Here is a 13962-nt window from a genome sequence, read left to right as displayed (position 1 = left end):
ATCAAATTTATAATGTATTAAAAATAACATAAAAATGTCCATCTTTCAATATATATACTTTTCTTATGTGATATTATTATAGATTTCAAGCTTTTATTCATTTAAACATATTCATCATTTTTTTACTATTTTTGTAAAACTAATCCCATAGTCATACTATCATCAGAATATACTTCACCTTTGACATTATTAAAAAATTCAATAGATTTAAAACCAATATCTTTAATTTCTGCTAAAAAACTCTCTTTTGAAAAGTATTTATTCCAAATATAAAATACATTTTCATTTCCTTCTGTTATAACAAGAGTTTGTTCTAATGTATTGTAATCACTATATTTGCAATTATCTTGTATACACACATATCTTTCACTACTCCAAAATCCTCCTTTTTCATTTATTTCCCATGTTTTAACTTCTTTAAAATCATTGTATTTATTTACTGTAAATACATCTAATATCAACTTTCCTCCAGGTTTTAAACTTTTGTAAATATTCTCCATTAATAGACGTCTGCTTTTAGTTGATAAAGCTCCATAATCACAATAAATTAAAGTAGCTATATCAAATTCTTCACTGTAATTCATATTTAAATAACTTTGAAATAAATATGTTACATTTAGATTTTTCTCTTCATTTCTACTTTGTGCATAATTAATAGAGCGCTTTGAAAAATCAATCCCAGTTACTTTATAACCTTTCTGTGCAAATCTTTCTGCATATAGTCCTGGTCCACATCCTAAATCAATTAAATTTGGATACTTATCTGGAGATGCAACTTTAACTATCCAATCTACAGAATCATTAATAAAGTCTAGACTTCTACTTGCTCCTTCAAAATCAACATCTAAATGCGCTTTTAATAACTGTTTTGAGATATATTCATCATCCCAAAAATTAACTTTACTTTCCTTATAAAGTTCTGGTCTTTCTAAATACATACATAATTTGTTTAACAAAACATACCACTCCTTAAAGTTTATTTATAAAACAAAAAAACCACAGATTTTACTCTGTGGTTTAACTTCAAAAAGATGAGTTTAAATAAGAGTAAAATAGAACCAAATATTTTTAAGCACAACAATAAAACTATCGCTTTATTTTGTTTACTTATTAAATTTGATTTTATCTACTCTTTTCCAGCAATACTTACATCAACGATTTTATGATATCAAGTACGCCGAACAACATCATCCTTTCATATTTTTATTTTATGGATACATTATATATTTATTATATTTATTTGTCAATGAATTTTGGTTTAGATAATTTATAATAGTCAATTTAGAAGTAGCTTATTATATCTAAAATTAATCAAAAAAAGATAACTGAATATCACCTGAATGTTTTAATTTTTCTTTCATTATTTTGGCATAACTACTTGATAAAGAGTACTTATTTCTAAGTTGATTGACCATTTTATAAAGTTGGTTTTTATATTCTTTATTTGCTGAACCTGTACTATATAGTATTGATAATTTATCAAATAAATCAGGAAATTCTTTTTTAATGAAGTCAAAAAAAACACCTCTAGTTACACCTCTTAAATACAAAGTTCCAGGTAACACATAGTGTACATTACTTTCTTTTGCGTATCTAAACAATGAATTTATATTATCAAAATTATCTGTAATATAAGGTATAATTGGCATAATATGAAGACCAACTGAAGCGTTAGTTTTTCTAAATTCCTTTAACATTTTAAATCTTCTCATTGAATCTACTCCATTCGGTTCAATGAGCTTTTGTGTCTTTTCATCTACTGTTGTAATTGTAGAAGCTATGTTAATATATGTAATTCTAGATAATTTATCAATCAAATCATAATCTCTTAAAATTAAATCTGATTTTGTAGAAATAATCGCTGGGGTTTTATATTTAATTAATAGATTCAATATTTCTGGCATAATCTTATACTCAGCTTCTATAGGCTGATAGCTATCTGTCACTCCCCCTATATTAATTACTTCTCTATTCCATTTACTACTACTCAATTGTTTTTCAAGTTTTTCTATTATATTTGTTTTTACATAAATTTCTTCAAAGTAATTACCAGAATTCATATACTTATGTGAATAGATAGCATAACAATATTTACATGCATGTTCGCAACCACGATAAATATTTAAATCCCATTTATACGGCATACTTCTTTTTAGTTTATTACAAGCAGTTTCACAATTTATTGGAGTATATTTTACTTTATTATACAAACAATCACCTCTTTACATCTAATCATACCATAATATTAAATTATAGTAATTAAAGTAAGCTATTACCATACCATAAGTCATAGTCATCACCGTATTTACAAAGTAATATATTCCATTCATTCATGGATATTCCTCCACACATTGCTTTTTCTTCTAAATTATATAGACATTGTTTTAAATATACTTCATTATGCCAATCTCTATATAAAGTTTCTAAATTTAGATTATGTAATACAGATACATCCATTGAAAAATTGTTATTATTCCATTTTAGCATTTCTATAAACTTAGTTTCATTAGGTCTATAACCCCTTTTCACCATTTCATCATGTATAACTTTTGCATAAAATTTAAATTCATCTATACTATAATTTAATACTTTATTTACTAATAGATGATTTGGAGTACCTTTTTTCTCTATAGAACCTTTTATAGCGAATAGTTCTCTCCATTGACTTACTAATTGATTTTTAGGTAATACATCAATTAAATCCTTATGCCATAATCTCATAATTTAACTCCTCACTATAAAATATTCTCTAAATTTAGTACTTAAATTACATTATAGTTTCACACGTTCAATAAGTTTATCTGTAAAAACTATGCCATTCAAATGGTCTATCTCGTGACAAAGACATTTTGCCATGAGTCCTGAGCCTTTAATTGTTATTTTCTCACCATTCTCATTTAAAGCTTGAACTGTGACTTTTTTAGGTCTTTTTAATTTTCCCCATACATCAGGAAAACTTAAACAACCTTCAACAACAATTTGCTCTCCTTCTTCTTTAATAATTTCAGGATTAACAAGTTTAATAAGTCCCTCTCCTAAATCTATAACAACTAAGCGTTTTAGTATTCCTACTTGGCATCCAGCTAAACCCCCACCATTTGGCGTGTTGTACATCGTTTCTGCCATATCATTTAATAGGTCTCTTATCTTATTATCTACTTTTTCTACATTCTTACTCTTTTTTCTTAAAATTTCATCGTCAAAAGTTCTAATCTCTCTTAGAGCCATAATATTCACCCCTACTTATCTGAGCTCTTGATTTTCTCTCACTCTCTTCAAATAAAAATATATTTTCAATTGGTTCATTAAAAACTCTTGAAATATCATATGCTAACCATATTGAAGGTTCATTTTTACCAGTCTCTATAGCATTTATAGCCTGCCTAGATGTTCCTACTAATTCTCCTAGTTGTTCTTGCGTTAACCCCAATTTTTCTCTTAATACCTTGATTTTATTTTTCATATATACTCCATTCATGTAATGTTAACCTTACATTTAAACTGTAACATTTTCCAATTTTTATGTCAAGTCAACCTTATATTTATTTTAATAATCTATTTAACTAGATATTTTTTTATTGAATTTTTTAAGTAATAAAACAATCCAAATTAATGATACAATAAATGAGATAAAAATATATATGTAGTTACTATCCTTAAATGCCTTTGCTAACCAAAATGATGGTAAGAAAAATAAAATATACTGTATTTTATTTAAAATAAAAAATGGTGCTGGAATACCTAACATAAAAAGACCTGATAACTTTGTAAGTGCCATACCTTCTAATTTATTTGATGATAAAGAAGTTATTAATATTGATATAATAATTCCTTGCATCAAAGCTACTAAAGAAATTGCTAAATTTAATAAAAAAGAAATTTTAGTTAGCGAAAAAGTTAATAATAAAATTACTGTAATGACAAATGCTAAGATAGCTGGTATTCCAAGTCTTGAAATAAGATAACCACTTTTTCCAATAGGAGTGATTATCAAGTGCTTTGAAATATTATCATCAATTTCTCCTAACATAACCATAGTAGAAGCAAAAAAGAACATAAAAGGTGTTATGAAAGCTAAAAGCAAGTCAAATACTAAAAAATATGGTTCTAAAGTTAATTGATAATAAGAGCTATCAATTAATATATTCTGAATTAATGGTATTCCAAATTTTATAAGACCTCCACATAATATTGGAGAAATGCATACTACAAAAAGCATAGCATCACATTTTATTTGCTCAAATTCTTGTCTAAAAGCATTAATAATTTTTATCATAACTTTATGCCACCTACCTTTTTCCAAATACTACAAACAAAATAATATGTTATGAAATAAACTATTATAGTCATCAATATTAAAATTAATATATTAGTTACTAAAGAATTTTTATCTCCACTAATAAGAGAAATACATATATTGAAAGGATACAAATTAGTAAATACATTTAAATCCATCAATACATTAATTATTGGTGGCACAAAGCAGACAATCTCAGCAGGAATAGTTAAAACAATAAATTGATTTAAACTTGATGCTCTACTTGCAAATATAAGCCCAAGTAATGAAAATATTATCGATGCAAAGAAGGTTCCTATAATTACTATCAAAATATTATTTAAATTTGCTGTAATTGCAATTACCATAGCTACAATACTAGATATCATTGACAATGAAATCACCTTTGATAAAATATATTCTGATATTTTTATTGGAGATACCGCTAGAGAATTTAAAACTCTTTGACTCTTCTCAAGAAGTACAATTGCTCCCATAAAAAATAATCCCATTGCTGCTGGGTCAGAATAAATCATAATTATAGCTACCTTTTCTCTCAATAATGGTGGAAAGGCATTAAGCAAACAAATATATACAATACTTAAAACAACATATAAAAAATAAAATCCATATTTAAATTGAAACTTTATATCTCCTAAGATAAGATTTTTTAATCTCATTGTAAATTCCTCCCTGTTATCTCAATAAAAATATCATTTAATGTTGGTTCACTACTATGTATTGATAAGAGCTTATTTTCCTTAATAAGCATATTTAATTTTTTGTCGTTACTAGTATCACTTAAAAAACATTCAGAAATTTTTTCTCCATTATCAAAATATGTATATCTAATTTTAACAGCACCTTTTGACATAATAAGATTATGTGGTGTACCTAATGCAGATATTTTCCCATTTACAATGAATGCTACCCTATCACAAAGTTCTGTTGCATCCAACATATTATGAGTTGTTAAAATAATAGTTTTACCTTTAGATTTTTCTGATAGAATCATATTTTTCATAATCTTACTATTTGATGGGTCAAGACCACTTGTTGGCTCATCTAAAAATAATATATCTGGATTATGTAATAAAGCTTTTATAAAATTTAATCTCGATTTCATCCCCTTTGAATACTCCGATATTTTTTTATTTGCTTCATTTTCTAATCCTACTGATTTTAGTAGTTCTCCAATTGGTAGTAATTTTTTAGAATATAAAGAACCAAAGTATTTTAAATTTTCTATTGCAGTTAATTTTTCATATAAACTAGGAAATTCAAAATCAACTCCTATATTCTCATAAAATTTATTTGAATGTTTTTTGCTTTCTATTCCATTTACAAGTACACTTCCTTCATAATTGGTTATCATACCAATTAGAATTTTTTGTAATGTTGATTTACCTGCTCCAGATGGTCCTAAAAATCCTAGTATTTCTCCTTTTCCCACTTCAAAATTAATATTTTGTAAAAATTTTTTATCTGTATAACTAAATGATAAATTATCAACTTTAATCATTTTTATCCCACCTTTTTATATATTTGACTAATTTAATTATATAGTCAATAAAAACCAATTTTTTTGTTTGTTAATACTTTTTAGTAAAAATACTAGCAAACAAGTTTAAAAATTTATTCCATAAGTTGTATAACTAGACCTCTTATCATCAATCTTAAAGCATCATCAAAACAATTCTCACCAACTTCATGTTTGTATAACATAGTAAGAAATACTGCTCTAAATGCCCCACTAAAGTTTTCTACATGTTTATTTTTTGCATTTGGTATATAAGATATCATCTTACTAATTTCAAAATCATCATGCTTAAAATGTTCTTCAATTATATAATCTGGTAATTTTCGCATTAGTATTTCAAACTCTCCATTAATTAACAGATTTAAAATTGAAGTATCATCAACTAGCTTATAAAATTTCATAAATATATCTGTCAACTTATCATATGTAACACTTTCATCAAGTTTTTTTAATTCGTATAACATTTGGTTTTGTATTGAATCATGTATATCTTTCAATACTTCAAAAAAAAGTAATTCTTTCGATTGAAAAAACAGATAAAAAGTTCCCTTTGGAATCTTTACTCGCCTTACAAGTTCATCAACAGTAGTTTTTCTAATACCATATTGCTCAATACACAAACTAGCCTCTTCTTTAAGTCTTTTAACTATGTACTCTCTTTCTTTATCAGAATATGATTTAGGCATCCTCTCATCTCCTATTTGACTAAATTAATCTTTATAGTCAATATAATTCATTTACTCTTTAATGTCAATAAATTTATTAATTCTATTAAAAATCTTCGAAAATTCTGAATTTTATATAGCTTTTTTTATGCTATAATGTTATAATTAAAATATAAATAATATATTATTCTATTTTCATATCTATTTGCTTATTTTTTAACTTAGTTTCTAATAGCAGTAATCATATTTATCTTTTTAAATGTTCCATTTTTAATAAAAAATGAAGGAGTTGATTTTATGACTACTACTACAAAAAATCGTTTTTATGATTTTGTTCAAGAAAACTTAAATAAATATGTTGAAGTAAATTCTTATTTTAGCAGTTGCCCTCTATATGGGGAAATTATAGAAGCAGACAGCTTATCAATTACACTTTGTTCAAGATATATAGACGAATCTAATCCATCTTTAAACGAGACTTACACACTATATTTACCACTTAGCTCTATAATAGCTATTAGAACTATATAAAAAGGTTAATTAAATACAGGTTATTTTTATATAGTATGTAAGACTTTCTATATAAAAATAACCCTTTTCTATTTATACATTGAAAATATTAATACGTATATTTAAAGCTGTAAATAGAATCTTATAATTATTGATTGTTTCAGTTATCAATAATTCAAAATGACTATTTACAGCTTCAATTTGACATTATCTACTAGAAATCTATTAAGCCACTAGTATCTTATTTAACACTTTTTAATTTTACTAACTCCTTAAAGGCGTTTTGATTTGCACCTCCACCAACTTGAGTTGCTTTTTCTAAAGTTTTATTTTTAAGAACATCTTTTTGACTATCAGCTAATTTATCACCAACCAAAATTACTGGTGACCCATTTTTTGCTCCTAGAGGACCAACTGCTAGACCGTCTATTAAATCATTTTGACTCTTGATTCCATTTTTAACTACATATGCATTTTTCAAAGTATCTTTTTTATAAAAATTATCTATTATCTTTGAATTTGTTTCGTCTCTACTACTACCAGACAATCTAGTTGGGTTTTTAAGTTTACTTTCCAAACTAGTTGATAAAGATACTGTGCCTCCAATAATATAAGACGTCTCTATATTTAGTGAGTTTAAAAATTCATCTGCTCCTTGCAATTCGCTTTTTTCATTTGCAAGTATAATTGGAATATTATTTTCTGCTGCGGCTGCACCTACACTAATTGCATCAGCCAAACCTTTTACACCATTTACAACAGCTATTTGAGAGACATTTTTTATACTATTCAACTTTTGAGCTAATAGCAAGCTTGTCTTATATCTGTCACTTCCTGATATTCTTTCAGTTGATATATTTAAGTTTTTTAATTGTTGTTCAGTTTCTTTACTTATGGAATTTTCTCCACCTATTAAGTATACTTTTTTTGCGCCTAATCTCTGTATTTCAGCTTTAGTTTTTGAATTCAAAGCTTCTTTTTGTGTTAATAATATCGGTGAATTGATGGCAGATGTAAAAGGAGTTGCTGCCAATGCATCTACTATTGAACCTCCATTTACTAAAACTACATTTTCTGAAGAACTAAATCCATTTTGGCTAACTTTAATGGCAGTTTCATATCTATCACTACCAATTAAAGATTCATTTGGAATACTTTCACCAGAAGATTTTTCTGTAACAGCTTTTATAGTAAAGTTACATGGATAAAACTTACTATCTCTATTTATATCATAGAATTTTCCAGTACTATCTATAATGTAACTTTCTCCTAAGTTTGCTTTTGCTTTAAACGTATCATAACCTGGCACATTTGATTCAGAACCTATAGTTGATTCTCCATTTTTATCTTCTATGCTAACTACTATAGCACCTTTTCCTTCTGGTATATCAAAAGAATCTATTGGAACGGTTATGTATCCTGAATATTGTGTAGTACCCTCTTTTAATTTTTTCATGTTACTTTCTTGAGGTATGCTATTTACTACTGGAGCATAATATATTTCATACTTAGCTCCTATACTCTCAGTTAAAAACATTACAGATTTTAGAGTCTCATCTCCCCTATTAAAGTCAAATACATTTGCAGCTGTTATTTTATTTGAAATTAAAGGAACAATACTTGCGTAGTCATGTTGATACATTTTTTCATCATCATTAGGTTTTTGACCTCCTCTGATTGAGAAATTATCTATATCAGACATAAGTGTCTTATCTTCATAAGATATCCAGAAGTATCCACGTTCAGAATTATAATCTCCCCAACTATTTTTTATTAGCCATGCACCATTTTTTGATGGTCTATTACTTGAATTAAAGTTATCTTTAGAATAATTATCATCCCAACCTACAACTGAAATAGCATGGTTAGTATTGAAACTTTTTGTTGGACAATAATATGAATTGTTGTCTTCACTTTGATACTTAATATCTTCATAATAACCTGATGTTACTGCTCCATACTGTAATATAGCATTTTTTGTAGAGTTCATATCATTACTTACACATACAGCATCTGTTACATTAAAAACAGTTGGTGCTGTATTCATATTAGCTGGTTTTGTTGCTCCTTGTGCTTTAGATATTTTACCGTTATATGGAATATCTTTTTCCAATTTAGGACCTGACCAAGATGTTAAGTATCCCATAGCTTCATAATTTAAAGCACCATCCATATCATTTACAGTCCATCCATATTCACCTTCTGAAGCCCACCATCTTAAATGTTCTTCTGATAAATCATAGTCTCCATAATTCTTTAATTTTAGAAAACTTTCTAAAGTTGCCATGGCTGCAAAATCCCAGCATATTCCAAGATTTTCTTGATTTTTTATTGAGGTCATTAATCCCAACTTTCTTGGGTCATAAGATGCTGGAGCTGTTCTTCCTTTACTTCGAACTTTAGTACCTTCCAATTGATATGGATTTGGTATAATCCCATTATATTTTTCTGTACGTCCATTTTTAGCATCTTCTAGATATTGTTTATAAGTCTCACTGTATTCAGCTTTTTTTATCTGATTCAATGTATTTCCATTTTCAGCTGATACAGGAATCGTTGACATTACTAAAATAGATATTAAAAATAATGCAATAAACCTTGATGCTTTTCTTGAAGCAAACTTTTTCATACTTTCTCCCCCTAACTTCGAGCTAATTTTTAAAGATTTAATACTATATATGACTAAATATTAATTATTTCTAAATATATAATCATTTAAATCAATTATACCAAAGTTTTCCTTTAAAAATAAATAGAATAAAATAAAAAGCTGAAATTATCTTGGATAAATTCAGCTTTTTATTTTATTATTTAAGATATTTTTATTTAAATCCAATTACTGCAGCCCCTAATGCTCCTATTATCTGAGTATCTTCTGCAATAAATATTTTTTTATCTAATATTTCTTCTATCATTTTTACTAATACTTTACTCTTCGCAAGACCTCCAGTAAATGCAACTTCATCTACTATTTCTCCTCTTGCCAACATCGATGTTGACTTATTTGCAATAGATTTAAGTATTCCTGCTGCTACATCTCCAGTAGAAATATTTTGAGCTAAGAGACTTACTATTTCGGACTCTGCAAAAACTGTACACATGCTAGATATATTAACTGGTTCATTTCCTTGAGCTAGCGTATCAATACTTTCTATATCACTTCCCAAAAGATTAGAGGTAATTTCTAAAAACCTACCAGTACCAGCAGCACACTTATCATTCATTATAAAATTAAATACATTTCCATCTCTATCTAAATTTATAACTTTACTATCTTGACCACCTACATCTAAAATAGTCCTTACATTCTCATTTAAAAAGTAAACGCCTCTAGTGTGACACGTTATTTCTGTTACTTTCTTATCGGCAAAGTCCATTACCCCTCTGCCATAGCCTGTACCTACTACTTTTTTTATATCTTTTTTATCAATTCCATCGCTTAACAACTCATAAACTTGTTTAGATGTACTTTTAGGGCTCCATCCAGTTGGTATAATTATTTTTTTGACAATTTTTTCACCATCAAATAACACACCTTTTGTTGCTACTGACCCTGAGTCCACTCCTATACTAAACATAACCCCTCCTATTATTACTCTCCTATAACATCTCTACAAACGCTTCAAATCTAGTTCTTAATTGTTCAGTATCTGATTTTGAATAATCAGTTTCAAGAGACATAAATGGCTTATTTTTTTCTTTTGTAACAAATTCTCTTACTCTGTAACTTTCTATATTAAATGTATGACAGGCTTGTAAAACTACATCTATTACACCATCTACATTATATTCATCTATTATTCTATCTAGTAGTTCAATCCTATGGTCATTGTTCATCATACAAGAACAACCTATATTTATGTATTTTTGTGTTAAAGCATCATACACATCTTCTGTTTCTTCATCAACTAATAAATCATTTGATCTTATAGCTCCACAAAGTTCATATGCCACAACTGATGCTCCATCATCTTCTAAAGTTTTAACTATCTTTTCACTTATTCCACCAATTGGAGAACCTGTTATAAGAATTCTTGGTTTATCTTTTGTAACTGGACATTCTCCTTTTTCATATCTTTCTTTCATATCATCTATAACTTTTCTTAAAGATTGCTTAAGTTCAGTACGGTCAAATTTAAAACCTGCTTGATATAGTACATTATGAAGTTCAAGACCTGTAAGTGCAGATGGTTGTAATTTACCAAGTGCATAAAACTCTTTTAAAAGTTCTCTCTCTTCATTCTTATCTTTTATGGCCGCTCTTATATCATCTTCTGTTATAGTCACGCCTAAAGATTTTTCAACCTCATCTTTTAATTTTACCATTTCATCTTTCCAAAGCTTATAAGCAAACTTACCTTTTGCAGTATTTGGTAAATGCATTACATATGTTGGTTTAACCTTTGCAAGCTCTTCATACATTTTTTTCTTGCCATCACAAGTAGTTTCTCCTATTAATAAATCAGAAAAATAGAAATATGGACATGTATCTGTTATTGCATGCCCATAACTTGATTTTATTAAAGGACAAAGATTTCTTGGTAACACTTTTTCTGCATCTGGAATTGGTTCTTCACTAACTCCACAAACACCTACTACTGTTGCTCCTGCTGCCATTGGAATCTCAACTGGAGTAAATGTGCAGAACACTCCAACCATTTTTTTCCCACTTTCTTTAAGTTCCTTTGCATTTATAAATCCTTTTTGTCTAGCTTCATTAAAACTATCAAATTGTTTTGGTAAATTTGCCATGAAAATATTCCTCCCAATTACTTCTCTTTATAATTCATTTTGTATTTTAAACAATAAAACGTAAATATTTCCATTAAAATACAAACCTCTACATTAGATTTTATCATGCTTTACCTTTCATCCATCATTGTTTTTATCAATGCAAATCAATATATATATAGATATATTTTATATCTATTTAAAAATTTTACCATTTATCAATTAAGCTCTCTAATCCTCAATCTATAAGCAAATACTGCTGTTTCATGTAATTTATCAATTAATTTTCCATTTACATAAAATCCTACAAATGCCCCTATTCCAGGCATTAGTTGCAAAAGTTTAGCTAAATCTAAATAATCCCTGTATTCTTGCTGAAATGTTCTCCAATCAAAATCATTGATATCATTTGGTAAATTTTTTATATACTCATCCCAATTACTCATCAATTTAAATGTTGTATTTATATTCGATTGACTAGAAAAAGCCAACTGCAATATACTTAGTATATAAATTCTTTCTCTATAATCTTTAACATCATATCCATATATTGAAGCAACATCATATAAAAATTTTATCTTAATACCTAAAAGTAGAGGAAAATCAGAAAGCCCCAAAAAAATACCTCCAGCTCCTGTACCTGCTCCTTCAATCATTGCTGTAGTTTTATAATTTTTAGCCTTTTCTTCAACTAACTTTTCCCTTTCTTCTAAGGATATATTTCTAATTGGTGACTTTGTAGCATATTTATATCCAAAAAATACAGTTTTTGTCATTCCTTTTATTGAAGAAGTCATTATTTCATGGTATTTATCTGGCAACACTCCATTGAATTTATTTTGTATACCTTTTGAAGCTTTATCAAATATAGACGGTTTTTTCAATATATCTTTCTTCCATTGTTCTAATTCTTTTTTTGCTAATTCATTATAAGAAATCTCTTTATAATTTTTCAAATTTATCTCCTACTCTAAAATATATGTTTAATTAACTTACTTAATTAATTTAAATTTTTAATCTATTTAACCTACTAAATTAGACTATATAAATATTTTTTAGTTTCTTTATCTGCAAAACTTGCTTCTACTGTGTTTTTATAAATTATTTTATAGTCTTCTAAACTTAGATTAAATATATCAAATATTAGATTTAGTTCTGAATTTAAACTTATATCTGATACAGTTCTATTATCAGTATTTATACTTACAGGTAAATTATCTTTATAAAAATCGTAAAATGGATGTGTTTTATAAGAATCTACTGTCTTAGTTTGTACATTACTGGTTGGACATATTTCCAGTAATACTTTTTTATTTTTAACTAAATCGTATGCTTCTTTTTCTCCATTAATTTTTATACCATGACCAATTCTATCTGCCTTTAAAATACTTATAGCATCTAATACATTTTTTCCACTTGCTGCTTCTCCTGCATGCACTGTAATTTTATATCCATAATCTCTTGCTAGTTTAAAAGCTTCTTCATATTCATTACAAAAGCCTTCTTTCTCTGGACCACATAAATCTACCGCTACAACACCTCTATTTATAAAGGATTTACCTGCTTCAATTACCAATAATGCCTCTTTTGGGGTCATTGTTCTCATACAACCTAATATTAAATTCCCTTTTATATCATAAAGACTTTCAGCATCTCTAATTCCTTCAACTACACTTTCAATTATGCTCTTAATACTCAACCCTCTTTGAATATGAAGTAATGGAGCAAATCTAATTTCTATATATTTAATATTTTCTTTACTTGCATCCTCCAAAAGTTCAAAAGTAATTCTTTTTAAACTTTCTTTAGACTGCATAACTTTTAGAGGTAAATCAAATCTTTTTAAATATTCATCAAGTGAAGTACAATCATGTGGAACCTTCGATAATTTTTTTATTTCATTAATATTATCTGAAGGCAAATCTATTTTCTCTTTAAGCGCTATATCAAATATAGTTTCCACTCTAACACTTCCATCTAAATGGCAATGCAATTCTACCTTAGGTAAATTTTCAAACATTTTATCCTCCTTTTACACTTATAAATAACATATCTTATTGATAAATTTTTAAGTCTTATTTCTATTATAACAATATACTAAAATTTTTCATGTTAAAAGCTGTATATTAGTAAAATATTCTTATTTAATTTATGATTATCTAATTATATCCATTGATTTTTTTTAATATACATTTATTAATATACATTTGATAGTAAAAATTCCATTACATAATAATTTA

The 13962-nt window shown here is 27.0% G+C and carries 15 protein-coding genes; 1 reads left to right on the top strand and 14 read right to left on the bottom strand.

What is annotated here, in order from left to right; genetic code table 11:
• Positions 1–125 precede the first annotated feature (125 nt).
• The 9 genes from KGF48_RS07590 to KGF48_RS07550 all read right to left on the bottom strand — a co-directional run bounded on the left by KGF48_RS07590 (position 126) and on the right by KGF48_RS07550 (position 6502).
• Positions 126–956 (bottom strand): class I SAM-dependent methyltransferase, encoded by an 831-nt coding sequence (locus KGF48_RS07590; protein ID WP_227828485.1) that lies wholly within the window; start codon positions 954–956, stop codon positions 126–128.
• 351 nt (positions 957–1307) lie between these two features.
• Positions 1308–2210, bottom strand: a complete 903-nt coding sequence (locus tag KGF48_RS07585) for an SPL family radical SAM protein (protein ID WP_227841355.1) — start codon at positions 2208–2210, stop codon at positions 1308–1310.
• A 49-nt stretch (positions 2211–2259) separates the two neighbouring features.
• On the bottom strand, positions 2260–2721 hold the full coding sequence (locus KGF48_RS07580) for a pyrimidine dimer DNA glycosylase/endonuclease V (RefSeq protein WP_227828483.1): 462 nt from the start codon (positions 2719–2721) through the stop codon (positions 2260–2262).
• Between the two features lie 51 nt (positions 2722–2772).
• On the bottom strand, positions 2773–3228 hold the full coding sequence (gene def, locus KGF48_RS07575) for a peptide deformylase (RefSeq protein ID WP_227867885.1): 456 nt from the start codon (positions 3226–3228) through the stop codon (positions 2773–2775).
• Positions 3209–3463 carry a helix-turn-helix transcriptional regulator gene (locus tag KGF48_RS07570; RefSeq protein WP_227841358.1) on the bottom strand — a complete coding sequence of 85 codons (255 nt, stop codon included), beginning with the start codon at positions 3461–3463 and terminating at the stop codon, positions 3209–3211. Before KGF48_RS07570 ends, def begins: the two co-directional genes overlap by 20 nt.
• Before the next feature lie 96 nt (positions 3464–3559).
• Positions 3560–4276, bottom strand: coding sequence for an ABC transporter permease (locus KGF48_RS07565; RefSeq protein ID WP_227828480.1), 717 nt, complete (start codon positions 4274–4276; stop codon positions 3560–3562).
• Positions 4273–4956, bottom strand: a complete 684-nt coding sequence (locus KGF48_RS07560) for an ABC transporter permease (protein ID WP_227828479.1) — start codon at positions 4954–4956, stop codon at positions 4273–4275. Before KGF48_RS07560 ends, KGF48_RS07565 begins: the two co-directional genes overlap by 4 nt.
• Positions 4953–5798 carry an ABC transporter ATP-binding protein gene (locus tag KGF48_RS07555; RefSeq protein ID WP_227828478.1) on the bottom strand — a complete coding sequence of 282 codons (846 nt, stop codon included), beginning with the start codon at positions 5796–5798 and terminating at the stop codon, positions 4953–4955. Before KGF48_RS07555 ends, KGF48_RS07560 begins: the two co-directional genes overlap by 4 nt.
• A 113-nt stretch (positions 5799–5911) precedes the next feature.
• Positions 5912–6502: a TetR/AcrR family transcriptional regulator gene (locus KGF48_RS07550; RefSeq protein ID WP_227828477.1), complete on the bottom strand. Its 591-nt coding sequence runs from the start codon at positions 6500–6502 to the stop codon at positions 5912–5914.
• Between the two features lie 276 nt (positions 6503–6778).
• Here KGF48_RS07550 and KGF48_RS07545 point away from each other — a divergent pair, with 276 nt between their 5' ends.
• On the top strand, positions 6779–7012 hold the full coding sequence (locus KGF48_RS07545) for an ATPase (protein WP_227433254.1): 234 nt from the start codon (positions 6779–6781) through the stop codon (positions 7010–7012).
• Between the two features lie 220 nt (positions 7013–7232).
• Here KGF48_RS07545 and KGF48_RS07540 read toward each other — a convergent pair whose 3' ends face one another.
• The 5 genes from KGF48_RS07540 to add all read right to left on the bottom strand — a co-directional run bounded on the left by KGF48_RS07540 (position 7233) and on the right by add (position 13742).
• The gene (locus KGF48_RS07540) at positions 7233–9620 is read right to left on the bottom strand and encodes a cell wall-binding repeat-containing protein (RefSeq protein ID WP_227867884.1); all 2388 of its coding nucleotides are present in this window, start codon (positions 9618–9620) and stop codon (positions 7233–7235) included.
• A 193-nt stretch (positions 9621–9813) separates the two neighbouring features.
• Positions 9814–10569 carry an acyl-CoA dehydratase activase gene (locus tag KGF48_RS07535; RefSeq protein WP_227828475.1) on the bottom strand — a complete coding sequence of 252 codons (756 nt, stop codon included), beginning with the start codon at positions 10567–10569 and terminating at the stop codon, positions 9814–9816.
• A 22-nt stretch (positions 10570–10591) separates the two neighbouring features.
• Positions 10592–11743, bottom strand: a complete 1152-nt coding sequence (locus KGF48_RS07530; protein ID WP_227867883.1) for a double-cubane-cluster-containing anaerobic reductase — start codon at positions 11741–11743, stop codon at positions 10592–10594.
• Between the two features lie 197 nt (positions 11744–11940).
• Positions 11941–12678, bottom strand: coding sequence for an EcsC family protein (locus tag KGF48_RS07525; protein WP_227828473.1), 738 nt, complete (start codon positions 12676–12678; stop codon positions 11941–11943).
• A gap of 74 nt (positions 12679–12752) precedes the next feature.
• Positions 12753–13742 (bottom strand): adenosine deaminase, encoded by a 990-nt coding sequence (add, locus tag KGF48_RS07520; RefSeq protein ID WP_227828472.1) that lies wholly within the window; start codon positions 13740–13742, stop codon positions 12753–12755.
• Positions 13743–13962 lie beyond the last annotated feature (220 nt).

This window comes from Clostridioides sp. ZZV15-6388 (assembly GCF_020657755.1).
Lineage (GTDB): Bacteria > Bacillota > Clostridia > Peptostreptococcales > Peptostreptococcaceae > Clostridioides.
The sequence above is the reverse complement of the archived record's forward strand: the minus strand, read 5'-3'. Positions and strand labels throughout refer to the sequence as shown.

Coding starts and splice junctions, on each gene's coding strand:
- KGF48_RS07530 (WP_227867883.1), bottom strand. CDS start 11,743: ATGGCAAATTTACCAAAACAATTTGATAGTTTTAATGAAGCTAGACAA.
- KGF48_RS07560 (WP_227828479.1), bottom strand. CDS start 4,956: ATGAGATTAAAAAATCTTATCTTAGGAGATATAAAGTTTCAATTTAAA.
- KGF48_RS07540 (WP_227867884.1), bottom strand. CDS start 9,620: ATGAAAAAGTTTGCTTCAAGAAAAGCATCAAGGTTTATTGCATTATTT.
- KGF48_RS07545 (WP_227433254.1), top strand. CDS start 6,779: ATGACTACTACTACAAAAAATCGTTTTTATGATTTTGTTCAAGAAAAC.
- def (WP_227867885.1), bottom strand. CDS start 3,228: ATGGCTCTAAGAGAGATTAGAACTTTTGACGATGAAATTTTAAGAAAA.
- KGF48_RS07570 (WP_227841358.1), bottom strand. CDS start 3,463: ATGAAAAATAAAATCAAGGTATTAAGAGAAAAATTGGGGTTAACGCAA.
- KGF48_RS07555 (WP_227828478.1), bottom strand. CDS start 5,798: ATGATTAAAGTTGATAATTTATCATTTAGTTATACAGATAAAAAATTT.
- KGF48_RS07580 (WP_227828483.1), bottom strand. CDS start 2,721: ATGAGATTATGGCATAAGGATTTAATTGATGTATTACCTAAAAATCAA.
- KGF48_RS07565 (WP_227828480.1), bottom strand. CDS start 4,276: ATGATAAAAATTATTAATGCTTTTAGACAAGAATTTGAGCAAATAAAA.
- KGF48_RS07550 (WP_227828477.1), bottom strand. CDS start 6,502: ATGCCTAAATCATATTCTGATAAAGAAAGAGAGTACATAGTTAAAAGA.
- add (WP_227828472.1), bottom strand. CDS start 13,742: ATGTTTGAAAATTTACCTAAGGTAGAATTGCATTGCCATTTAGATGGA.
- KGF48_RS07535 (WP_227828475.1), bottom strand. CDS start 10,569: ATGTTTAGTATAGGAGTGGACTCAGGGTCAGTAGCAACAAAAGGTGTG.